The sequence below is a fragment of the Pseudomonas sp. H1_F01 genome (assembly GCF_054681425.1).
Map to the genome: position 1 here is coordinate 4,530,808 of NZ_CP162823.1, position 23,164 is coordinate 4,553,971.

The window sequence follows — 23,164 nt, forward strand, 5'->3', positions numbered from 1 at the left end:
CCCTCTTCATCGCGGGCAAGCCTTGCTCCCACAGCATCACGCCACGCTGATCCGCCAAATCCCGAACGGCTGGTACGCCGGGTCAATCCGCATGAACTGGTACTTGCCGTACCAGGTCCAGCGATGTCCATTCATCAGATCCTCGCCCTGGGTCTGGGCGTCGTCGGGCAGGCCCATCTCCCACAGCGGCAACTCAAAACTGGCTTCCTGCGGGTTGTGCGGATCAAGGCTCACCGCCACCAGGATGAAATTGCTGCCGTCGGCGGCGCGCTTGCCGAAATAGAGAATGTTGTCGTTCCAGGCGTTGTAGATTTTCAGGCCCAAGTGGGTATGCAGCGCCGGGTTCTGCCGGCGGATGCGGTTGAGCTGGGCGATCTCGGCAATGATGTTGCCCGGCGCGGTGAAGTCCCGGGGGCGGATCTCGTATTTCTCCGAATCGAGGTATTCCTCCTTGCCCGGCACCGGTGCCGACTCACACAGCTCGAAGCCCGAATACATGCCCCACAGGCCTGAGCCCATGGTTGCCAGGGCCGCGCGGATCAAAAAACCGGCACGCCCCGACTCATGGAGAAAGGCCGGGTTGATGTCCGGCGTGTTGACGAAAAAATTCGGCCGGTAGCATTCACGCCACGGCGATTCATTGAGCTCACTGAAGTAGGTCGCCAGCTCAGCCTTGGTGTTGCGCCAGGTGAAATAGGTGTAGCTCTGGGAGTAACCGACCTTGCCCAGCCGCGCCATCATGGCCGGCGTAGTGAACGCTTCAGCCAGGAAGATCACTTCAGGATATTGCGCCCGCACATCGGCGATCAGCCATTGCCAGAACGGCAACGGTTTAGTGTGAGGGTTGTCGACGCGGAATATCTTCACGCCTTCCTTGACCCAGCCCACCACGATGTCCCGCAGCTCCGTCCACAGGCTGGGAATCGCATCGGCCGCGTAGAAATCAACGTTGACGATGTCCTGGTATTTCTTCGGCGGGTTTTCCGCATATTTGATCGTGCCGTCCGGCCGCCAGCTGAACCAGCCCGGGTGCTGCTTGAGCCAGGGGTGATCCTGGGAACACTGGATCGCGAAGTCCAGGGCGATCTCCAGGCCGTGGTCAGCGGCCGCCGCCACCAGGCGCCGGAAGTCCTCGCGGCTACCCAATTGCGGGTGAATGGCCTCGTGCCCGCCCTCCTCGCTGCCAATGGCATACGGACTGCCCGGGTCGTCGGGACCGGCAGTGAGGGAATTGTTCGGGCCTTTGCGGAAACTGCGACCGATGGGGTGGATCGGCGGGAAGTACAGCACGTCGAAGCCCATGTCCTGGATCACCGCCAGGCGCGAATGCACGTCGTTGAAAGTGCCGTGGCGCTGGGGATCGTCGGTGATCGAGCGGGGAAACAGCTCATACCAGCTGGCAAACTCGGACAGCTTGCGCTCCACATCCAGCGGATACTCGGGGCTGATGCTCAAGTACGGGCGATGATCGGCCCGGGACATCAGATCGGCACTGCGCGGTGCCAGGAACAGCGCCACCTGCTCGGTCGGCAACAAGCCGGAGAGCTCATGGTGCAAGGCCGCCAGTTGCTCGCTCAGTTCACCCGTGCTGCGCTCGACGGCCATTTGCACTTGGCTGCGCCCTTCCTGCAACTCCAGGCTGATCGGCACCCCTGCACCGAATTTCTTCTCCAACTCGTAGCGAAAACTGGCGAACTGATCGATCCAGGCCTCGATACAAAACACATAGCGGCCTTGTTCCGGCACGTTGAACTGGCCGTGCCAGCCGTTGTTGCCCAGGTCACTCATGACCTCGCTGTTCCACACTTCATCCTGCAGCGCACGCCAGCGAATGCGCACGGCCAGCTTGTCATGACCATCGGCGAAGACTTTGCTGGTCACTGTCACGTCCTGCCCAGCCACGGCCTTGGCGGCGAATTGCCCGCCGTCGATCACCGGCATGGTGCTTTCAATAGCGATACGCGGCAACAGCAAGGCTTGGGACAGCGGCAAATGCGGGTTGTAGGCCAGTTCAGTCGGGTGTTCGGCAGTCATCGAGCATCGCTCCTTTTACGCCCCATGGACGCGCTTGTGGCGGTAAAGGCCCAACGGGTCCCTGAAAAAACTCACTTAAACTCCGAACCGGATCAGCGGCTAAAAGTTCAGAGGGATTTACCCCGATGCATCCCGGGGATCAAAGCCGGTGCAAGGTGGTCAACAACAATAAGCACGACTCAAGCCATGTGCGTCACGGAGACCCGTCCCGATGAACATTCCCATCCCGGCCGAAACACCCGATCCGAACATCGACGACCCCACCTTGCCCCCGCCCGGCCCTGATCCCGAGCCGATTCCAGAGAAAGACCCGCCACTGGACCCACAACCGCCGCTGGGCGACCCGCCGAGCGAGGCGCCGCCGGAGCGGGTTTGATTCAAGCGTAGTAATAAAAAACCTGTTGTGTTTGCAGGCTCATAGCCGCGTCACGGCTTGCCGCCCTTCTCCAGCGCCCGGACGATCACCGGCATCACACTGAAGATCGCCAGCGCCAGCACCGTGCTGAGCACCGCCGTCGCCTCCCGGCCCAGCCCGGCGGCGACGCCAATGGCGGCGGTCATCCAGAGGCCCGCAGCCGTGGTCAGGCCCTTGACGTGACCTTCGTCGCCGTCGGTGTTTTTCAGGATGGTGCCGGCGCCGAGAAAACCGATGCCGGCGACCACGCCTTGTATCACCCGACTCATCGCGTCGGCCTGTGACCCGGACATCTGTGGCACCAATACGAACAGCGCCGCCCCCAGGGCCACAAGCATGTGGGTCCGCACGCCGGCAGCCTTGCCCTTGTGTTCGCGCTCGAAACCCAAAATGCCGCCCAACAGCGCGGCCATTAGCAGACGCACCGTGACCCGGGTCATCTGCTGGGCATCGGTGATGTCGGCGAATTCCGCCTGCAGGGTTACCCAGACTTCATGCCACCAGGCGTCCATGGACCGTCCTCTTTTTCATTCGATAAACGATGGACCGCAGGCGGCGCCAGAGGTGCGCCCGACCGCTGATCAGCCGCAACGAACCCTGGCTTGGCCGCGCGACCTAACGTTCATGACCCCAGAAGGAGCAACACCATGACTGTCCGTATCGATGACAACCAGACCTGCCATTTCGAAACCCCCAATGGCACCGAACAGCGCCCTGCCAGCGAGCTGACCATCATCACCGACCCGGACAAGGCCATGTCAGTCGTGGAGCTCAATGGCGACCGGGTCTACATCACCGAGGCCGAGGCCGATGCACTGACCGTGGCCGGCGCAGTCGACGGGCGCAAGCACCTGAAGGCCAGCGACAGCGGCTCGGCGATCTGAACGGCTTGAAGCCTCTGCGAGGTGTTCAATCCGTGGGAGCAAAGCTTGCTCGCGATGAAAACAACACGATACTTCTTGAACCGAGGTGTCTGTATCGCGAGCAAGCTTTGCTCCCACTACCCCCTGGCCTCAACGGTATGTTCGCTCGTCCTCGGGTGCATCAAAGTGTCGCAGGGCCTGGGTTTCGCGGCATCTGATCCGGTTTTTATCGAAACACCTGAGTCTGTTATGCAAACAGTTCCATGGTCATAGTGCCCCGGCCAGATAGAGGCTGATGAGCGACCGACCATGAGCGATAGAATCCCCGTCCAGTTGATACAGACGTTCGAACCTGCGCCAACGAAGATAAAGGCCAGGAGCACCGACAACCTGATCCACACCCGCAGCTTCACCGGTTTGTTTCGTACCCTGCGCATCAGCGGTGCGGGGGTTCTGTTCCTGCTGTTCTTCGGCACGGTGTGGTTGAACTGGGGCGGACGCCAGGCGGTGCTCTGGGACCTTTCCGAAAGCAAATTCCACATCTTTGGCGCGACCTTCTGGCCCCAGGATTTCATCCTGCTGTCGGCCTTGCTGATCATTGCCGCCTTCGGCCTGTTTGCGATCACCGTGTTTGCCGGCCGCGTGTGGTGCGGGTACACCTGCCCGCAGAGTTCCTGGACCTGGATCTTCATGTGGTGCGAGAAAATCACCGAGGGCGAACGCAACCAGCGGATCAAACTGCAGGCCGCGCCCTGGGGCCTGAACAAACTCTTGCGCCGCAGCGCCAAGCACACGCTGTGGCTGGCCATCAGCCTGCTCACCGGCCTGACGTTCGTGGGGTACTTCACACCGATCCGCCCCTTGGCCGAAGAACTGCTGACCCTGCAAATGGCCGGCGTGAGTCTGTTCTGGGTGCTCTTCTTTACCGCAGCCACCTATCTCAACGCCGGCTGGCTGCGTGAAGCGGTGTGCATGCATATGTGCCCCTATGCACGCTTCCAGAGCGTGATGTTCGACAAGGACACGCTGACCATTTCCTACGATGCGGCCCGCGGTGAAATCCGCGGCCCACGCAAACGCGAGGCAAACCCGGCCAATATTGGCCTGGGCGACTGCATCGACTGCCAGATGTGCGTGCAGGTCTGCCCCACCGGCATCGACATCCGCGACGGCCTGCAGATGGAGTGCATCGGCTGCGCGGCCTGCATCGATGCCTGCGACTCGATCATGGACAAGATGGGCTACGCCCGCGGCCTGATCAAATACACCTCCGAACATCAGCTGCAGGGTGGCAAGACTCACCTGCTCAGGCCTCGGCTGATCGGCTATACCGCCGTGCTGCTGGTGATGATCGGCGCGCTGGTCGTGGCGCTGATGCAACGGCCCATGGTGTCGCTGGACGTCAGCAAGGACCGTGGCCTGTTTCGGGAAAACAGCGCAGGCCAGATCGAGAACATCTACAGCCTGAAAATCATCAACAAGACCCAACAGCGCCAGGATTACCATCTGTCCCTGGTGGACGGCGACGGCTTCATCCTGCAAGGCAAGACCCAACTGAGCCTGGCCCCGGGGGAAATCGTCGATGTGCCGGTGTCGGTGGCGATGCTCAGCGAACGGCCCGGCAAAGGCTCCCAGGAAATGACGTTCAAGGTCGCCGACAGCGACGAGCCAGGCATCTACAGCATCGCCAAGAGCCGTTTTGTCGCACCGATGAATCGTTGAAGCTTTAAGATGCCGGGCACCTGTGGGAGCGAGCGTGTGGGAGCAAAGCTTGCTCGCGAAGAACGATAACGCGACCTTACTGTTGATCCGTGTCGCCTGCGTCGCGAGCAAGCTTTGCTCCCACAGAATCTCCCACAGTTTAAAAAGCGCAAACCACGCGTCATTCAAGACTGGGCACCACCATGAAACGCTACGAGAAATTTGCCGACGACATCGCTGAACTGATCCGCTCGGGCATGCTGGGGCCAGGTCAGCGTGTGCCGTCGGTACGCTACGCCAGCCAGACCTACGGTGTCAGCCCGTCCACCGTGTTCCAGGCCTATTACCTGCTGGAACGACGCGGCATGATCCGGGCCCGGCCGCGCTCCGGCTACTTCGTCAACACCCATGCGCCGAGCCCGTTTTCGGAGCCTGCGATCAGCAGCCAGGTGCACGAGTCCACCGAAGTCGACGTCAGTGAACTGGTATTTTCGGTCCTCGACTCGATCAAGGACCCGGCCACCGTACCGTTCGGCTCGGCATTCCCCAGCCCGATGCTGTTCCCACTGCAACGGCTGTCCCGTTCGCTGTCCAGCGCAACACGGGACATGGACCCGCGAATGGTGGTCACGGACATGTCGCCAGGCAACCCGCAACTGCGCCGACAGATCGCCCTGCGCTACATGGTCGGCGGGTTGATGCTGCCCATGGAGGAGCTATTGGTCACCAACGGCGCCCTGGAAGCGTTGAACCTGTGCCTGCAAGCCGTGACCGAGCCCGGCGATCTGGTGGCGATCGAAGCGCCAGCGTTCTACGCCAGCCTGCAAGTACTGGAGCGCCTGAAGCTCAAGGCCGTGGAAATTCCCGTGCACCCGCGCGACGGCATCGACCTGGACGTGCTGGCGCAGACACTGGAGCGCCATCCGATCAAGGCCTGTTGGTGCATGACCAGCTTCCAGAACCCCATGGGCGCGACCATGCCCGAGGAGCGCAAACAGGCGTTGGTAGAGTTGCTGCGCCGCCATCAGGTGCCGCTGATCGAGGACGACGTGTACGCCGAACTCTATTACGGCCAGCAGGCCCCCAAGCCTGCCAAGGCGTTCGACACCGAAGGCTTGGTGATGCATTGCGGTTCGTTCGCCAAGAGCCTGGCACCGGGTTATCGCATCGGCTGGGTCGCCGCCGGGCGCTACGCGCAGAAGATCGAACGGCTCAAGCTCATGACCTCGTTGTGCGCCTCGATGCCGGCCCAGGCCGCCATCGCCGACTACCTGCAACACGGCGGCTACGACCGTCACCTGCGCAAACTGCGCTATGCCCTGGAGGAACAGCAAAGCGCGATGCTCGCCGCCATCGCCCGCTACTTCCCCGCCCAGACCCGGGTCAGCCAGCCGGCGGGGGGCTACTTCCTGTGGCTGGAGCTGCCGGAGCAGATGGATTCGCTCAAGCTGTTCCAGATGGCCCTGGCCCAGGGCATCAGCATCGCGCCGGGACCGATCTTTTCACCAACCCGGCGTTTCAGGAATTGCATCCGCTTGAATTACGGCAGCCCGTGGACCGAGGCCTCGGAAAAGGCCATGGAGACGTTGGGGCGGATTATTCGCTCGTTCTGATATCGGGTTGTCCGTCAGACCGCCATCGCGAGCAAGCTTTGCTCCCACATCGGAACACTGTCCCCTGTGGGAGCAAAGCTTGCTCGCGATAGGGCCAAAACAGACACCCCAGGACTCAGCGCCCGCCCCCCAGATCCACAAACGTCCCGGTCGCATACGAAGCCTTGTCCGACAACAGCCAGATAATCGCTTCGGCCACTTCATCCGGACGCCCGCCCCGAGCCATGGGGATCGCTGATTCCAGCTTGCTGACCCGGTCCGGGTCACCGCTCAGGGCATGGAAATCGGTGTAGATGTAGCCGGGGCGCACCGCGTTGACGCGAATGCCTTCGCCGGCCACTTCCTTGGACAAGCCGATGGTGAAGGTGTCCAGCGCGCCCTTGGAGGCCGCGTAATCGACGTACTCCCCCGGTGCGCCCAAGCGCGCGGCCACCGACGAGACGTTGACGATGCTGCCACCCTGCCCGCCGTGCCTGGGCGACATGCGCAGCACCGCGTGCTTGGCGCAAAGAATCGGCCCCAGCACGTTGGTCTTCATGATCTTGAGAATGCGGAATTCGGACATTTCATCGAGCCGGGATTTCTGCGCGACCGTGCCGGCGTTGTTCACCAGGGCGGTGACACGGCCCAGCTCGGCGTCCACCCGGTCGAACAGGCCGATCACTTCGTCTTCGATGCTCACGTCGGCCCGCACGGCAATCGCCTGCGCGCCCTTGGCCCGGACCTGTTCGAGCACCTCCTGCGCAGCACTCTCATCGGACTGGTAATTGATGCAGATCCGATAGCCCAACTCGGCAGCCAACAGCGCCGTGGCCGCCCCGATTCCGCGGCCGCCACCGGTGATGACGATGACTTTATCCACGTTTGCTTCCCCCATTCCACGGATAGACATCCGGCCCAAGAATAGCGTTCACGTCACGCTTTGCACAAACCGTTGCGCTTACCGGGCCAGGGCGCACAGATCCAGGCGTCCGTCCAACAGTGGCGGGCACCAGTAATAGCCGCCGGTGATTGGCCGGCTCATGCGATACAGGCCATCGGTGATGCCGTCTTCCAGGCCACTCATGCGGCGCAGTTGTGCCTCGAAAGCATCGAGGGAGAAACCGAACGCCAGGAACATCAGCCCCGCACGGTCGCCTTCGATCCACGGCATGGAACGACGCACCACGAACGCCTCCGGGGCGAAGCTTTCCTGGGCGGTGCGCTTGACGTGGGCCGATTCCGGCGCGTCGTCGAGTTCTTCGTTGTCGCTCAGGCGACGGCCCATGATGTTGTCGCGCTCATGGGGTTGCATCGCCGCGAAGCCATCCAGATCGTGCTGCCATTGCTGGATCGCGGCGAAACTGCCACCGCGCACCCCATCGACACCCTGGGTCAGGGCGGCGGCGATGGCCGCTTCGTCGTGAGGGTTTTCGGTGCCGTCTTCGTAGCCGGTCAGGTCATGGCCGGTCATATGGCGGAAGGTTTCGTTCATCTGCACCAGGCGCAGCGCCGGGGCCAGCACCGCCTCGATGGCGCGACTGCGGTGCATCAGCTCGCCGCGGTCTTCGCCGTGCAGCCAGCACCACAGCGCGTGTTGGGTCGAGGGGTTGTCCACGCCTACGCCGGCCAACGCTGGGAAGGCTCGCAAGCCTTCGACCTGGGCGCCCAGCGCCTGGACCAGCGATTCGCCAAAACCGACCACGGCCCGCCCATCGACCAGCAACAGGAGTTTGTCTATCGCAGCCGGCAATGCCTCGACCGATTCCAGGGCAAAAAACAAATGACGGGCCTGAGGCGGAACAGGGGTGGCGAGAATGCCGGGCTGGTAGTAACTCATGTGAACTCCTTTAGAAAGAGCGCAAGTTTACCCGGCAGCCGTGGGTTTGTGTGGTTTGCCATGCGACACCGAAAAGCCGGCGACCGAAGATTTTCGTAGGAACACTCCTGCGGTTCAGTCGGACGACTCCGAAGCGCCCTTGAGCCGGATGAGCACCGATTGCCGAACAACCGAAAACCTCCTAGATTGACCACCCCAAGATGCACTCAGGCATCGAAAGCTGCTGGATGCAGAGCGGCTTGAACCACCGCCATCCAAGGAGACGGTCCGACATGCACATGGCTAAATCGATACTCGCAGGCACTTTTTTCCTGGTCTGCGGGGCAGCTCCGGGCTTTGCCCAGGATCGTATTGAAGACGCTGTCAATGCCACGATCCAGCCCTTGATGAAGCAACAGGACATCGCCGGCATGGCCGTGGCGATCACCTACAACGGTCAACGCCATTACTTCAACTACGGCGTGGCCTCCAAGGACACGAAAAAGCCGGTCACCGACCAGACTCTCTTCGAAATCGGCTCGATCAGCAAGACCTTCACCGCCACCCTTGGCGCCTATGCCCAGGCCCAGGGCAAGCTGTCCCTGGCGGACCCGGCCAGTCGCTTTGCTCCCGAGCTGCGCGGCAGTGCCTTCGAGGGTATCAGCCTGCTCAACCTCGCCACCTATACCGCCGGTGGCCTGCCGTTGCAGTTCCCCGCCGAGGCGGACCATCCGGACCGGATGTTCAGTTATTACACGACCTGGAAGCCGCTCTACCCGGCCGGCACTCAGCGGCTCTATTCAAACCCGAGCATCGGCCTGTTCGGCTATCTGGCAGCCCGCAGCCTGGAGCGGCCGTTTGACGAGGTGATGGAGCGCACGCTGATGCCAGGGCTGGGCCTCCAGCACAGCTATGTGCGGGTGCCGCAGGATCAGTTGGGCCGATACGCCCAAGGCTATGCAAAAGACGGCAAGCCCGTCCGGGTCGGACCGGGAGCCCTGGACTCCGAGGCCTACGGGGTGAAAACCAGCTCATCGGACCTGATGCGTTTCCTCGAGGCCAACCTGCGACCGGAAAAACTGGACGCGGATCTGAAGCAAGCGATCGCCACGACGCATACAGGTTTCTACAGGGTTGGCGGGATGAATCAGGGGCTGGGCTGGGAGTTCTACCCCGCTCCGTTCACCTTGGATGACCTGCTCGCTGGCAACACACCGCAAATGGCCCTGACCCCACAAAAAGTCGAACCTCTCAACCCGCCTCGCCCAGCGCCGGACGGCGCCTGGATCAACAAGACAGGATCTACCAACGGTTTCGGCGCATACGCGGCGTTCGTACCCGGAAAGGACATGGGGATCGTCATGCTAGCGAACAGGAATTACCCGATCGAAGAACGGGTGAAAGCGGCGCATCGGATCCTCGCTGCGCTGGACGTGAAATAAATCGGCTGGGCTCACTTGTGGCGAGGGGATTTATCCCCTCATCACAAGAGTCTGTCGGCGGAAATCAATCATCCAGCGGCTTCACCGGCCCCGCCGGCTTGACTGCCTTGCCAGGCTTGGCGCCTTTCGCATCCTTGGTCGGTGCAGGCTCTGGCGCGGGTGGTGGGGCTGGAGGTGTTGCTTCTTTCTCTGCCGCAGGCAGTTTATCGACGGCATCGAAGAGGTCTTTCAGTTCGATCGCCCCGGAATGCTCAAGCTTCTTTTCCCCGTCCTTGCCCACCAGGATGATCTTGGTCTGTGCTCCGGCTCCCAGCTTGAGCGAGCGAATCAACGCCATGGTGCTTTGCGGATCCAGATCCTTGCCATCGCGCTGCCCAATGGTATTGAGCACGGTATAGAGCACCATGTTGCGCTCGGAAAAGCCCTGCTTGCCTGCCGGTTCATCCAAGGCCTTTTTCAGGCTCACCCAGGCAGGGTCGACCGTGCTGGGCGCGATGACGACAAGGGGACGTGACTTGCCTGCGTCCGCCAACAGCGGCGAGTCGCCATCGGCAGCGAACAGTGGGCCGGCGATGGCCAGCAAGGTAGCGAAGGTCAACGACCGAATGAGCATGCGCCTCTCCTTTTGATATTTACGCTGTACTGATTGCACAGGGCGGCGATTGTTCCGCGAGAGTCGCTCAATACTGCGCCTGCCTGACTTGAAGCTTAGGCCAGGGGGTTCATTGCGCAACCGCAAGGAGAGCGCTGAAGTCGGGAGAGACTAATTGTGGGAGCGAGCTTGCTCGCGATAGCGTCATGACGCCCAACATCGAGTCGACTGACACACCGTTATCGCGAGCAAGCTCGCTCCCACACTATTGGACTTGAGCTGACTGTTCTAGAACGCCAGCTTGAACCCGATCATCGCCAGCATCACCGCCAGGCACGGGCGCAGCAATTCGTCGGAGATGCGTCCCGACAAATGACTGCCCAGGTAGATCCCCGGCAACGAACCGATCAGCAGGAAACCCAGGATGTGCCAGTCCATGTTGCCCATGCTCGCATGGCCCAGGCCAGCCACCAGGGTCAGCGGTACGGCGTGGGCGATCTCGGTGCCCACCAGGCGCTTGGTGACCAGGAACGGGTAGAGGATGAACAGCGCGACAGTGCCCAGGGCGCCAGCGCCGATGGAGGTCAAGGCGACCATCGCACCCAGCACGAGGCCAGTGATGACCGTCAGCACATTGAGGCGCGAACCGGAGGGGTTGTAGTGGCCGCCAGCGCGGTCGTGGGCAAATTGCAGCAGGCGCTTCTTGAACAGGATCGCCAGGGCGGTGGCGAACAACACAAAGCCCAAGGCTTGCTTGATTACCGCGTTCATCGCCTCGGGGGAGCTGTGCAGGCTGCTGAGGAACCACAGCGTCAAGCCGACCGCCGGCACACTGCCCAACGTCAGCCAGCCAGTAATCGCCCAGTCGATGTTGCGATTTTTTGCATGAACCAGGACACCACCAGACTTGGTAATAGCCGCGTACAGCAGGTCCGTACCTACCGCCGTCGCAGGGTTGATACCAAACCACAACAGGATCGGGGTCATCAGCGAACCACCGCCGACGCCGGTCATCCCAACGATGAAACCGACCACCAGGCCTGCAACGACTAAACCGACATTACCGAAATCCATTAAACCCGTCTCAGCACGACCGCGTGAAAAATCTGGTCGCGAGCATAGCGATTTTTCTTATAACCTCCTATATCGATGTGATCTATCTTTATTCCTTTTCCATAGCTTCACTGAACCGGCAGGAAGTTGAGGAACAGCAGGCTCTGGGCGTAATTCAAGCCGATCCGCCGGTAGCGCTCATCGAGCATCTGGGTCAGCAGGTCCAATCGGGCGACGATTTTTCCGAACTCCACGGCGAAACTCAGGTTGCTGCCCTCCTCCGAAATCTCATTGGAAAACAGCAACAGCTTGCCGTCCTTGTTCTGCCGCTGGCTCAGCAGCCAGGTGGCCTTTTCGATATTGCGCGCCGCGTTGCTGACAAAACGCGGGTCGATGGTGTCGGTCATGTAGAACTCGAGGCGATTGCCGTGCGCGGTGACCAGCATGCTGCCAATGGCATAGATGAACGCCCCTACCCGATCGCCGAGAAATTCCGGGCTCATGGCATAGCTCAGGGCTGCCAGGTCCTTCTTGCCACCCAGGGTCGGCAAGGGCTGTTGCTGCTCGATGGCCATGCGCACCTGTTTTTCCGCAGTGCGGGCGTCGAGAAAACCGGACTTGCGCAGTTCCTCGGGGTTGCGCAGGTACAGCTTGTTCATCAGCAGATAGAGGCTTTGCAGGTTGTCGTGCATCGACAACGTGGCCATGCGATCGACGCTGGTCTGCAAGAACTCCTGGGGCCTGGCGTTGCTGAACTGCGTGACCATGTCCTGCCCCTGCTGATGGCTGCAGCCGCCGCTGAACAGCATCGACACACCGACCAACAATGCCAGGCAACAACGGCGCAATCTCGTCACAGAATAAAAAACACCGGCCATCGAATCTCGGTCTGGGCATGGGGAAGCGATGGGGGGTCGTCGCTTCCAGGCCATGGATAGAGCGGCAAAAATCGCAAAAGTGCAGTACCCGGAGCAAACCTTCGGTCTCCAGCAACATCCCCCTCACTCAATTAGTCTTACTTTTTAATTGATAAATCCTTATTAATGGCTATAAATCCCTTCTCACCCATCAAATAGAAAGACTACTAACCAGAAAAACCTTCAGCGCTGTCCGACCAGTAGCGGACTCGCCCCGCGTTCAAAACAACAACAAAACAACAGGAAGGAAGGTCATACCATGCTTGAATCCAGACAACTGCTCACGGCCCTCGGAGTGTCTCTGATGATCGCCACCTCGGCTTCCCACGCTGCCGGCCTGACCAACGAACGTGGTGCGTTCGGCAAAACCGACGACGGCACGGCGGTGGAAAAATTCGTGCTGCGCAACAGTCACGGCATGGAGGCCACGGTCATCACCTACGGCGGCATCCTCCAGTCATTGAGCGTGCCGGACAAACACGGCAAGGCCGCCGACATCGTGCTCGGCTTCGACGACGTGCAGGGTTACCAGAAGAACGGCAGCGTGTATTTCGGCGCGACCATCGGCCGCTTCGGCAATCGCCTGGCCGACGGCGCCTTCGAGCTGGACGGCAAGCGTTACCAGGTGCCGCAGAACGACCATGGCAATTCCTTGCACGGCGGGCCGCAAGGGTTCGACAAGCGCGTCTGGAAGGCCCAGCCCCATAATGCCAAGGACTCGGTGGGCGTCACCCTGACCTACTTGTCAGCCGATGGCGAGATGGGTTTCCCCGGTGCACTGAAGACCGACGTCACCTACAGCCTCAACGAACAGAACGAGTTGCGCATCGAGTACAAAGCCACCACCGACAAGCCCACAGTGCTGAACCTGACCAACCACAGCTATTTCAACCTGGCCGGGGCAGGCAACGGCGACATACTCGAGCAGGTCGCGACCCTGCACGCGGCCCATTACACGCCGGTCACCGGCAAGCTCATTCCCACTGGCGAACTGGCCCCCGTGGCCGGCACACCGATGGACTTCACCCAACCCACCGCCATCGGCACCCATATCAAGGCCGATCACCCACAACTCAAATTCGCCGAACCGAAACAAGGCGGCTTCGATTTCAACTGGGCGCTGGACGCCAAGGGCGACGTGAACAAACTGGCCGCCGAGGTGTATGACACGGACTCCGGACGACGCCTGCAGCTCTACACCACCGAGCCTGGCGTGCAGTTCTACACCAGCAACTTCCTCGACGGCACCGTCAAGGGCAAGCAAGGCAAGGTCTATCCACATTGGGGCGCGTTCACCCTGGAAACCCAGCACTACCCCGACTCGCCCAACCAGCCGAACTTCCCTTCGACGCGGCTTGATCCGGGCCAGACCTACACCCAGACCATGGTGTTGAAGTTCTCCGCGAAATAAAAAAAAGCACCACACCCGTAGGAGCTGTCGAGCAAAGCGAAGCTGCGATCTTTCCCCAGACAATTGAGTTTGGAGCGAAAAGATCGCAGGCTTCGCCAGCTCCTACGACTATCCTGCTGTCCATTGGATTATCGATCAGCACAACAGGAGAAAGGCATGAGGACGCTGGAATTGGCGGGTGTGTCCGTACCGGTCATTGGCCAGGGCACCTGGCGCATGGGTGAGGAACCGTCTCATCACAAGAAAGAAGTGGCCGCCCTGCGGTTGGGAATCGAATTGGGCATGACCCTGATCGACACGGCGGAGATGTATGCCGAAGGCGGTGCCGAAACCGTCGTTGGCGAAGCGATCACCGGCCTGCGCGACCAGGTTTTCCTGGTGAGTAAAGTCTACCCTCACAACGCCAGTCGCAAAGGCATTCCCCTGGCCTGCGAACGCAGTCTGCGGCGGCTCGACACCGATTACATCGACCTTTATCTGCTGCACTGGCGCGGGCAGTACCCGCTGGACGAAACCGTCGAAGCCTTCGAGCGGCTGCGCGAAGAAGGCAAGATCGGCCGTTGGGGCGTGTCGAACTTCGATGTAGCGGACCTTGAAGAACTGGCCGCGCCGGCCTGCGCGACCAACCAAGTGCTGTACAACCTGCAGGAACGCGGCATCGAATTCGACCTGCTGCCCTGGTGCCAGCGCCAGTCCATGCCCGTCATGGCCTACTGCCCGGTCGGCCAGGGCGGACACCTGCTCAAGGATCACACCCTGGGACAGATCGCCGAACGCCATCGCGCCACACCGGCGCAGATCGCACTGGCCTGGCTGTTGCGCCAGGACAATGTGATTGCCATTCCCAAGGCCGTGAAACCTGAGCATGTGCGTTTGAATGCCGAAGCGGCCAACCTCAAGCTGGAACCGCAAGACCTGGCAGCCCTAGACCTGATATTTCCCCAGCCCCAGCGCAAGCAGCGCTTGGCGATGGTCTGAAGACCCATTCAACCTCGGGATTCACACTGACTTGTGGCGAGGGAGTTCATCTGTGGGAGCAAGGCTTGCCCGCGATGGAGGCGATACGGTGTCCTAGGAAAAACGAGGCGCCCGCATCGCGGGCAAGCCTTGCTCCCACAGGGGATAAACCCTGACCACGGGCTCGGCCTGAATACCACGGAGTTTCAGAACAACCCCATCTGTCCACCCACCAACGTCGAAAAATCATCATCCACAAACGGCAGGATCGCATCCGCCACCGGCTGTAGCTGTTTGGTCACGTAGTGGTCGTAATCGATTGACGCACTGCGGATTTCCAGCGGTTCGGGGCCGGCGACGGTGATGACGTAGCTGATCCAGCCGCCATTCTGGTATTGCCGCGGACGGCCCTGGCGCTGGTTGAACTCATCGGCCAGCCGCGCGGCCCGCACATGGGGTGGGACGTTGCGTTCATAGTCTTCCAGCGGCCGACGCAGACGCTTGCGGTAGACCAACCGTTCATCGAACGCGCCGGCCAGGGTCTGCCGCACATAATCGCGCACATAATCCTGATAGGGCTTGCGGTGGAAAATCCGCCCGTACAGCTCCTGCTGGAACTGCCGGGCCAGCGGCGACCAGTCGGTGCGCACGGTTTCCAGGCCCTTGTAGACGATTTCGTCGCTGCCATCGGCACGGGTTACCAATCCGGCGTAGCGTTTCTTGCTGCCCTCCTCGGCGCCGCGGATAGTCGGCATCAGAAAGCGCTTGAAATGCGTTTCGAACTGCAGCTCCAGCGCACTCTCCAGCCCGAACTCATCGCGCACCTGCTCACGCCACCATTGGTTGACGTGGGCCACCAACTCGCGACCGATCCTGGCCGCTTCCTCCTGGCCATGGGCACGACGAAGCCAAACGAACGTGGAATCGGTATCGCCATAGATCACCACATGCCCCTGGGCTTCGATCAACTGGCGGGTGCGCTGCATGATCTCGTGACCGCGCAGGGTGATGGACGAGGCCAGGCGTGTGTCGAAGAAACGGCAGCCACTGGAACCGAGCACGCCATAAAAGGCGTTCATGATGATTTTCAACGCTTGGGACAGCGGCGCATTGTGCTCGCGCTTGGCGGTCTCCCGGCCTTCGGAGATCCGCGCCACGATGGCTGGCAGGCAATGTCGAGTACGGGAGAAGCGCGCCCCGCGAAAGCCTGGCACCGATTCCTGGTCATCCGGGTGACGCAACCCTTCGATCAAACCCACCGGGTCAATCAGGAAGGTGCGGATGATCGATGGATACAGGCTCTTGTAGTCCAGCACCAGCACCGACTCGTAGAGGCCCGGTTGGGAGTCCATGACAAAACCACCCGGGCTGGCCTCGGGCGGACGCTGGCCCAGGTTGGGTGCAACAAACCCTTGGCGATGCATCAGCGGCATGTACAGGTGCGTGAAGGCCGCCACCGAACCTCCGCTGCGGTCCGCCGGCAGCCCGGTGACGCTGGCCCGCTCCAAGAGGAACTTGAGCAACTCGGTCTTGGCGAAGATCCGTGTCACCAGTTCACAGTCCTTGAGGTTGTAGCGGGCCAGGGCCGGCTTGTCCTCGGCGAACATGCGATTGATCTCGTCCATGCGCTGGTACGGGTTATCGATGGACTTGCCCTCCCCCAGCAGCGTCTGGGCGACGTTTTCCAGGCTGAACGAGGGGAAACTCCAGGTGGCCGAACGCAGGGACTCGATACCGTCGATGATCAGCCGGCCAGCGGCCGAGGCGAAGAAGTGGTTGTTGCGCGCGCCGTGCTCGCGCCATTGCATCTCTTCGCCACCGCGTCCCAGACGCAACGGCACCGCCAGGCGCCGGGCGTGTTCATGCAGCACTCGCAGGTCGAATTGCACCAGGTTCCAGCCAATGATCGCGTCAGGGTCGAAACGGGCGAACCAATCGTTGAGTTTCTTCAGCAGCACCGTGCGCGATTCGCAGTATTCCAGCTGGAAATCCACGCCGGTATCGTCGCCATTGGCTGGCCCGAGCATGTAGACCTGGCGCTCGCCGCAGCCTTCCAGGGCGATGGAATACAGTTCGCCCTGGGCGGTGGTTTCGATGTCCAGGGACACCAGGCGCAACGGTGGACGGTATTCGGGCGCCGGCTTCATCTGGGCATCGACCAGCAGGCCATCGGCAGCCGGCGTACCGCCAAACCAGACCGGGGCGGTGATGAAGCGCTCCATCAGGTAGCGCTCCGGCGGCCGGATGTCCGCTTCGAACACCTCCACGCCGGCGCGGCGCAGGGTGGTGTCCAGGCGCATCAGTTGGGCATGCTGCTGGCAATACAATCCCAGCACCGGACGATGCTCGAAATCCAGCAGGTCCAGGGGGCGCAGTTCTACCTCCTTCTCCCCTTGCAGCAAGGCTTCGAGCTGGCCGCGCTGGATCTGCGGCACAAAGGCCACCGACGTTTGCACTGGGAGGCGCACGCGCTGGGGACCGGCGTCGGTCGCCAGCCAGAACTCGACTTCGGTGCCGGCCGGGGTATCGCGCCAATGCCGGGTCAGGACGAAGCCCTGCTGTAAATCCACCGCTGCAACCTCGAATTCTACGTAGGCGACGATTCTACCCTGTGGCGAGGGGATTTATTCCTTTGTGGGAGCAAGGCTTGCCCGCGATGCGGTTCAACTGCTAGACCGTGTCATCGTTCATCGCGAGCAAGCTTTGCTCCCACAGGCTTGCTCCCACAGAGGGACGCCCCTCGCCACAATGCTGGATGGCATCACATCGGTGGGAAATCCCCCGGTAATGACGCTTTTGGACGACTGGCCGCCGCTTTACCGCTTGCTCTGCGCCGTTGGGTCTACGATGCTTTAACAACCAGCAAAAACAACACCCGAGGCCCCCCATGAAAACCGTCGCGCAGTTGCTCCGGATAAAAGACGAGAAGAACCAGCAAGTGCACACCATCTCACCGGACGACATGGTATTGCAGGCCCTGATGCGCATGGCCGAGAAGAACGTCGGTGCGTTGCTGGTAGTGAAGAACGATGAAGTGCTGGGGATCATCAGCGAGCGCGACTATGCCCGCAAAATGGTCTTGCGCGGGCGCTCATCGGTGGGCACGAAGGTCAGTGACATCATGGTCTCCCCCGTGATCACCATCGACCCGCACCAGAACGTCGAGACCTGCCTGAGCATCATGACCGAAAAACACCTGCGGCATTTACCAGTGGTAGAGGACGGCAAACTGGTCGGCCTGCTGTCCATCGGCGACCTGGTCAAGGAAGCCATCGCCGAACAGGCCGATCTGATCAAACAACTGGAGCAATACATTCGCGGGGAATGATCCATTCGGTCGGGTTGCTCATTCTCAAGGCACTTCTATATTGAAGGGGTTGTTCCTGCGAGCATCCCAATGGCCAACACCGACCGACTGATCATTTGTGAACATTGCGATGCGGTGTACGAGCCGGTGGTGCTCGTCGCGCACCAGAAAGCTTCGTGCGTGCGCTGCCACGCGGTGATCCAGCGCTACAACGGCCTGACCATCGAGCAGCGCCTGGCCTTGAGCGTGACGGCAGCGGTGCTGTGGGCCTTCGCCAACATCTACCCGATCATGAGCATCCGCCTCCAGGGCCTGAGCAACAGCGCGACGTTATGGGATTCCATCGTGGCGCTGAGCCATGGGCCGATCACCTTCATCGCCCTGGTGACAGCGGTGGCGATCATCATCGCACCGGCCTTTCAATTGGCGCTCCTGCTCTGGGTACTGGGCCATGCCTACCTCCAGCGGCGGGCACCGGGGTTCAACCTGTGCATGCGCAGCCTTGAAACCCTGCGGCCCTGGAGCATGCTGGAAGTGTGCCTGCTGGGCGCGCTGGTGGCGGTGATCAAGCTCGCCGGCCTGCTGGACGTGCTCCCGGGCATCGGCCTGTTCGCCCTGGCGGCCCTGAGCCTGCTGATGATCCGCATTGCCGGGCGCGATGTCCGCGACCTGTGGGACAGCCTGTGAACGGCCAGCCGCTGGACACCCCGCCAGAGGCCCGCGACCTGGACCTGTGCCTGTGCCACAGTTGCGGCCTGGCCTGCGACATGACCGACGAGCCCCAGACCTGCCCCCGCTGCGACGCCGCCCTGCATCGACGCAAACCCGACGCCATCACCCGCACCTGGGCCTACATGCTCGCCGCGCTGGTGTTCTACATCCCGGCCAACCTGCTGCCGGTCATGAATACCCAGATGCTCGGCGAAGGCGCCGACAGCACCATCATCAGCGGCGTCATCGAGTTCTGGCAAAGTGGCGCCTGGGACATCGCCCTGATTATCTTCATCGCCAGCATCGCGGTGCCCGGCATCAAGTTCGTGGTGCTGACCCTGTTGCTGGTGACCGCACAGCGGCGCAGCACCTGGGCCCAGGTCCAGCGGGCGAAGCTGTACCGGCTGGTGGAAGTCATCGGCTACTGGTCGATGCTCGATGTGCTGGTGGTTGCCCTGGTGGCGGCCCTGGTCAAGTTCCAGGCATTGAGCGACATCGAACCACGACCGGGCATCCTGTTCTTCGGCCTCGTGGTGCTGTTCACCATGCTGTCGGCCATGAGTTTCGACCCCCGGCTGATCTGGGACACTCAACCATCCGAGGAGGTCATGGATGAAGTCGCAAGCCACTGACGGGCAGCAACCCGCCCCCGGCCGCGCCCACGTCACCACCCGCCGCTGGACGGTGTCGCTGGTGTGGATCGTGCCGATCATCGCGGTGCTGGTGGGCATTTCCCTGGTGGTCCACAACTGGCTGCAGGAAGGCCCGACCATCACCATCACCTTCAAGACCGGCCAAGGCCTGACCGCCAACAAGACCCAGGTCAAATATCGCAACGTGGTCATCGGCCAGGTCACCGACGTGCAACTGAGCGAGGACCAGAAGAACGTCACCGCCACGGTCAAGCTCGCCAAGACAGCCGACACCTTCACTCACGAAGATTCGGTGTTCTGGGTCGTACGGCCACGCATCGGGGCCGGCGGTATCTCGGGGATCGACACCTTGCTGTCGGGGGATTTCATCGGCGCCGACGCCGGCCAGTCGAAAGTGCGTGCCAAGTCCTTCACGGGCCTGGAGAACCCGCCGCCCATCACCTACGGCGAACCGGGCAAGCGCTTCACCCTGCATTCCCAGGACCTCGGTTCGCTGGACATCGGCTCGCCGGTGTATCTGCGCAAGATCCCGGTGGGCCAAGTGGTGTCCTACGCCCTGGACGCCGAGGGCAAAGGCGTCAACATCGACGTATTCGTCAACGCCCCCAACGATGTGTATGTCACCGAAAACACCCGGTTCTGGAACGTCAGCGGCGTGGACGTGAACGTCGGCGCCAATGGTTTCGCGGTCAAGACCGAATCGCTCTCGGCCTTGCTGCTGGGCGGCATCGCGTTTCGGGCGCCGGAGTACAGCCCCAACGACGTCCCCGCCAGCGAGGACAAGACCTATGAGCTGTTTGCCGACCAGCAGAGCGCCCTCGCCCCGCCTGATGGCAAGGCGCAATACCTGGCCCTGCGCTTCGATCAGGCGCTGCGCGGCTTGCGCGTCGGTGCGCCGGTGGAGTTCCTCGGGGTGGAAGTCGGCAGGGTGGTGGCCATCCATCTGGATTTCGATGAGAAACAGCGCAGCTTTCCGGTCAACGTCGGCGTGGTGATCTACCCGCAACGCCTGGGCAAGGCCCATGAAAAACTGCTCAAGTCGCTCAATCACAATCCAGACGACGAAGCCGCTGGCGCCCGCCTGATCGGCAGCTTCGTCGAGCGAGGGCTGCGCGCCCAGGCCCGCAGCGGCAACCTGCTGACCGGGCAGTTGTACATCTCGCTGGATTTCTACCCCAAGGCGGAAAAAGTCGCCTTCGACCCAAGCGCCCGGCCCGTGCGTATCCCGACCATTCCGGGCAGTCTCCAGCAACTGCAGGAACAACTGCAGGCGATGATCGAGCGGATCAACAAACTGCCACTGGAGAGCATTGCCGGCAACCTGGATGGCAACCTGGTGGAGCTGCGCAAAGGCCTGACCCAGTTCAACAGCAAGACCCTGCCGGGCGTGCAAAGCACCTTGCAAGACGTCAGCAAGACCCTGCAATCAGCCAACTCGACCCTGGCTGAAGACTCACCGCAGCGCGAACAACTGACCCAGACCCTGGACGACCTGGGGCGTATGTCGCGCTCGCTGCGCGAACTGTCGGACTACCTGAGCCGCCATCCCGAATCGCTGCTTCGCGGCCGTCCCAAGGACGCACCGGCGCAGAACCTCACATTGCCGGTGAAAGAATGATCACAGGAGCCCGCCCCATGCCACTGACGCTGAAACTCACCCTGGTTGCCGTGGCATTGCTGCTCGGCGCCTGCCGCAGCGATCCGATCCACTACCACACCCTGAGCCCGGCCCAACCGGCAGGCCAATCGCGCTCCAGCGTGGACATCCAGATTGAACAGGTCAGTGTCCCACCCCAAGTGGATCGCACCCAGATGGTCATTCGCCAGGGCAACAGCGGGTTGGCGATCCTGGAAACCGAATGGTGGGGCGCCAGCCTGGCCGATGAACTGCACAGCAGCCTGGACGAACAACTGAGCAACCCTGGCGCACCGAAATCATTGCTGCGGGTAGACGTGCAACGCTTCGACTCGATCCCTGGCCGCTATGCCCGCATGGATGTGCAATGGCGCCTGCGCAACCTGGGCAACGACGCCCGCCCCCTCACGTGCCGCAGCAGCCTGCAAACCCCAGCGGGCGCCAGTATCGACGAGCTGGTGACAGCGCATCAGGAAAATGTCCGGCAATTTGCCGGCCTTGTTGAACAGGCGGCTGCACGCAAAGCCTGCCCTTGACCCCGTAGGCGCTGCCAAAGGCTCGGGCCGCGTTCGGACGATCTTTTGATCTTTCGCTTGAGACGCAAGCGTCAGGGGAAAGATCGCAGCCTCGCTTCGCTCGGCAGCGCCTACAACGGCCAGTGCAGCGACAGCACCGGCGCAACGCGCGGATGGTGGTCGATGCGCTCCAACAACTCGTGGAACGCTGGGCGGGCGCCCAGCATCGCCTCCCGCGTGTTTCTCCACTTCGTGATCACGGCCGCCAGGATATCCAGCGCCCCCGGTTCGTCACCGCCTAGAAAAGGTCGGGCCGGGAACTGGTCGGCAAACCGCGCCCAATTGCGATACAGCCGTTGCTGCGTGCCGGATATCAATCGCTGCCGAGTCGCTTCGTCCGCCTCGTCCAGCCAGCGTTCCGGAAAATCGATAATGCCGATGGGCGTGTAGCAATTGGCCGCGATGTAGACCAGGCCCCGTATGGCTTGCGCGCGCTGGGCAGGGTCTTGCGGGAGCAGCTTCGATGCGGGAAAGGTCAACCCGAGGTGAATCAGGATTGCGGCCGCTTCGGTCAGCACCGAGCCATCTGGCAACTGCAGGGTCGGCACCTGCTTCAGAGGATTGAGCGCCTCGAGCTCTTTCGCCGCATCGTTGTCTTGCGTCGAATAGGCATCGACCCGCTGATAAGCCACCTCACAGAGACACAGGGCAACCTCCACCGCCGAAGAGCCGGATTGCCTGCAACCGAATAACTGATACATGAAAGCACCTCCTGCATAAGCGTTAGCCGATAGAGCCCGCGAGCCCGTCAGTGTTCCATCAAGCTGACCGGCAGCGGGCCAACGAGCTATCACTGCCGTCGATGTTCACCATCATGTCAATGAAGTTCTCTTGATGATCGCCCGGGACAACAATGGCCCCACACAAACCACTGCACCCCCGGAGCACACCATCATGAAACGCCAAGTCATCCTCAGCCTCGCTTTCTCTGTACTGGCCGCCAACGTATTTGCCGCCTCGTCCCAACCCGTCGTCGCCGAAGGCGGTTCTGATCGCCTGATCGAAAACCGCGTCGCTGAAGGCGGTGCCGATCGCTTGCTGGAACGTCGTGTCGCTGAGGGTGGCTCTGATCGCCTGATCGAAAACCGCGTCGCCGAAGGTGGTGCCGATCGCTTGCTGGAACGTCGTGTCGCTGAGGGTGGCTCTGATCGCCTGATCGAAAACCGCGTCGCCGAAGGTGGTGCCGATCGCTTGCTGGAACGTCGTGTCGCTGAGGGTGGCTCCGACCGCCTGATGGAAAACCGCGTCGCTGAAGGCGGTGCCGATCGCCTGCTGGAACGTCGTGTCGCTGAAGGTGGCTCCGACCGCCTGATGGAAAACCGCGTCGCCGAAGGTGGTGCCGATCGCTTGCTGGAACGTCGTGTCGCTGAGGGTGGCTCTGATCGCCTGATCGAAAACCACGCATGAGTTGCCTGGCAGCCTACCCGATACACCGCTTGAGACTGATCCCGCACCAAACCCATCCCCCTAAAAGCCCGGCCTCATC

At 61.7% G+C, this 23,164-nt stretch carries 22 protein-coding genes; 13 read left to right on the forward strand and 9 right to left on the reverse strand.

Annotated features, from left to right (window positions below):
- Positions 1-36: 36 nt before the first annotated feature.
- A complete protein-coding gene (locus AB4O09_RS20365) occupies positions 37-2,034 on the reverse strand; it encodes an alpha-1,4-glucan--maltose-1-phosphate maltosyltransferase (RefSeq protein WP_003200102.1) in 1,998 nt (665 codons plus the stop codon).
- A gap of 211 nt (positions 2,035-2,245) precedes the next feature.
- On the opposite strand from AB4O09_RS20365, the gene AB4O09_RS20370 reads away from it, so the two are divergent.
- Positions 2,246-2,410, forward strand: coding sequence for a hypothetical protein (locus AB4O09_RS20370; RefSeq protein ID WP_013692690.1), 165 nt, complete (start codon positions 2,246-2,248; stop codon positions 2,408-2,410).
- Positions 2,411-2,460: 50 nt separating this feature from the next.
- Here the strand turns inward: AB4O09_RS20370 and AB4O09_RS20375 are convergent, their stop codons facing one another.
- Positions 2,461-2,961 carry an MgtC/SapB family protein gene (locus tag AB4O09_RS20375; RefSeq protein ID WP_003200100.1) on the reverse strand — a complete coding sequence of 167 codons (501 nt, stop codon included), beginning with the start codon at positions 2,959-2,961 and terminating at the stop codon, positions 2,461-2,463.
- A 135-nt stretch (positions 2,962-3,096) separates the two neighbouring features.
- Here AB4O09_RS20375 and AB4O09_RS20380 point away from each other — a divergent pair, with 135 nt between their 5' ends.
- The 3 genes from AB4O09_RS20380 (at position 3,097) to mapR (ending at position 6,626) form a co-directional block, all read left to right on the forward strand.
- Positions 3,097-3,333, forward strand: a complete 237-nt coding sequence (locus AB4O09_RS20380; protein WP_003200097.1) for a DUF3203 family protein — start codon at positions 3,097-3,099, stop codon at positions 3,331-3,333.
- A 288-nt stretch (positions 3,334-3,621) separates the two neighbouring features.
- The gene (gene ccoG / locus AB4O09_RS20385) at positions 3,622-5,034 is read left to right on the forward strand and encodes a cytochrome c oxidase accessory protein CcoG (protein WP_013692689.1); all 1,413 of its coding nucleotides are present in this window, start codon (positions 3,622-3,624) and stop codon (positions 5,032-5,034) included.
- 182 nt (positions 5,035-5,216) lie between these two features.
- On the forward strand, positions 5,217-6,626 hold the full coding sequence (gene mapR, locus AB4O09_RS20390) for a GntR family transcriptional regulator MpaR (RefSeq protein ID WP_003200093.1): 1,410 nt from the start codon (positions 5,217-5,219) through the stop codon (positions 6,624-6,626).
- 115 nt (positions 6,627-6,741) lie between these two features.
- Here the strand turns inward: mapR and AB4O09_RS20395 are convergent, their stop codons facing one another.
- Together AB4O09_RS20395 and AB4O09_RS20400 are read right to left on the reverse strand one after the other, a co-directional pair.
- Positions 6,742-7,488 carry an SDR family oxidoreductase gene (locus AB4O09_RS20395; RefSeq protein WP_003200090.1) on the reverse strand — a complete coding sequence of 249 codons (747 nt, stop codon included), beginning with the start codon at positions 7,486-7,488 and terminating at the stop codon, positions 6,742-6,744.
- A gap of 78 nt (positions 7,489-7,566) precedes the next feature.
- The gene (locus AB4O09_RS20400) at positions 7,567-8,445 is read right to left on the reverse strand and encodes a Dyp-type peroxidase (RefSeq protein WP_460107398.1); all 879 of its coding nucleotides are present in this window, start codon (positions 8,443-8,445) and stop codon (positions 7,567-7,569) included.
- Between the two features lie 272 nt (positions 8,446-8,717).
- Here AB4O09_RS20400 and ampC point away from each other — a divergent pair, with 272 nt between their 5' ends.
- Positions 8,718-9,866 (forward strand): class C beta-lactamase, encoded by a 1,149-nt coding sequence (gene ampC, locus AB4O09_RS20405; protein WP_003200087.1) that lies wholly within the window; start codon positions 8,718-8,720, stop codon positions 9,864-9,866.
- A 64-nt stretch (positions 9,867-9,930) separates the two neighbouring features.
- Here ampC and AB4O09_RS20410 read toward each other — a convergent pair whose 3' ends face one another.
- From AB4O09_RS20410 to AB4O09_RS20420, 3 genes are all read right to left on the reverse strand, one after another.
- The gene (locus AB4O09_RS20410; protein WP_003200085.1) at positions 9,931-10,479 is read right to left on the reverse strand and encodes a DUF4174 domain-containing protein; all 549 of its coding nucleotides are present in this window, start codon (positions 10,477-10,479) and stop codon (positions 9,931-9,933) included.
- A gap of 267 nt (positions 10,480-10,746) precedes the next feature.
- Entirely contained in the window at positions 10,747-11,532 is a 786-nt protein-coding gene (locus tag AB4O09_RS20415) for a sulfite exporter TauE/SafE family protein (protein ID WP_003200084.1), read from the reverse strand.
- 107 nt (positions 11,533-11,639) lie between these two features.
- Positions 11,640-12,389 carry a hypothetical protein gene (locus AB4O09_RS20420; protein WP_003200082.1) on the reverse strand — a complete coding sequence of 250 codons (750 nt, stop codon included), beginning with the start codon at positions 12,387-12,389 and terminating at the stop codon, positions 11,640-11,642.
- Between the two features lie 298 nt (positions 12,390-12,687).
- Here AB4O09_RS20420 and AB4O09_RS20425 point away from each other — a divergent pair, with 298 nt between their 5' ends.
- Together AB4O09_RS20425 and AB4O09_RS20430 are read left to right on the forward strand one after the other, a co-directional pair.
- A complete protein-coding gene (locus AB4O09_RS20425; protein WP_003200080.1) occupies positions 12,688-13,839 on the forward strand; it encodes an aldose epimerase family protein in 1,152 nt (383 codons plus the stop codon).
- A gap of 156 nt (positions 13,840-13,995) precedes the next feature.
- On the forward strand, positions 13,996-14,817 hold the full coding sequence (locus AB4O09_RS20430) for an aldo/keto reductase (RefSeq protein WP_003200078.1): 822 nt from the start codon (positions 13,996-13,998) through the stop codon (positions 14,815-14,817).
- Positions 14,818-15,002: 185 nt separating this feature from the next.
- Here the strand turns inward: AB4O09_RS20430 and AB4O09_RS20435 are convergent, their stop codons facing one another.
- A complete protein-coding gene (locus AB4O09_RS20435; protein WP_003200077.1) occupies positions 15,003-17,366 on the reverse strand; it encodes a DNA polymerase II in 2,364 nt (787 codons plus the stop codon).
- A gap of 317 nt (positions 17,367-17,683) precedes the next feature.
- On the opposite strand from AB4O09_RS20435, the gene AB4O09_RS20440 reads away from it, so the two are divergent.
- The 5 genes from AB4O09_RS20440 to AB4O09_RS20460 all read left to right on the forward strand — a co-directional run bounded on the left by AB4O09_RS20440 (position 17,684) and on the right by AB4O09_RS20460 (position 21,639).
- Positions 17,684-18,124 carry a CBS domain-containing protein gene (locus tag AB4O09_RS20440; RefSeq protein ID WP_003200075.1) on the forward strand — a complete coding sequence of 147 codons (441 nt, stop codon included), beginning with the start codon at positions 17,684-17,686 and terminating at the stop codon, positions 18,122-18,124.
- A gap of 69 nt (positions 18,125-18,193) precedes the next feature.
- The gene (locus tag AB4O09_RS20445) at positions 18,194-18,790 is read left to right on the forward strand and encodes a paraquat-inducible protein A (protein ID WP_003200073.1); all 597 of its coding nucleotides are present in this window, start codon (positions 18,194-18,196) and stop codon (positions 18,788-18,790) included.
- 11 nt (positions 18,791-18,801) lie between these two features.
- Entirely contained in the window at positions 18,802-19,446 is a 645-nt protein-coding gene (locus AB4O09_RS20450) for a paraquat-inducible protein A (RefSeq protein WP_027912575.1), read from the forward strand.
- Entirely contained in the window at positions 19,427-21,085 is a 1,659-nt protein-coding gene (locus tag AB4O09_RS20455) for a PqiB family protein (protein ID WP_003200069.1), read from the forward strand. The genes AB4O09_RS20450 and AB4O09_RS20455 overlap by 20 nt, the downstream gene beginning before the upstream one ends.
- 17 nt (positions 21,086-21,102) lie before the next feature.
- Complete coding sequence (locus AB4O09_RS20460; RefSeq protein ID WP_013692685.1) at positions 21,103-21,639, forward strand: PqiC family protein; 537 nt, start codon at positions 21,103-21,105, stop codon at positions 21,637-21,639.
- 110 nt (positions 21,640-21,749) lie between these two features.
- Here AB4O09_RS20460 and AB4O09_RS20465 read toward each other — a convergent pair whose 3' ends face one another.
- The gene (locus AB4O09_RS20465) at positions 21,750-22,379 is read right to left on the reverse strand and encodes a glutathione S-transferase family protein (RefSeq protein ID WP_460107401.1); all 630 of its coding nucleotides are present in this window, start codon (positions 22,377-22,379) and stop codon (positions 21,750-21,752) included.
- Positions 22,380-22,572: 193 nt separating this feature from the next.
- On the opposite strand from AB4O09_RS20465, the gene AB4O09_RS20470 reads away from it, so the two are divergent.
- Positions 22,573-23,085: a hypothetical protein gene (locus AB4O09_RS20470; protein ID WP_033028182.1), complete on the forward strand. Its 513-nt coding sequence runs from the start codon at positions 22,573-22,575 to the stop codon at positions 23,083-23,085.
- The last annotated feature ends 79 nt before the right edge of the window (positions 23,086-23,164 follow it).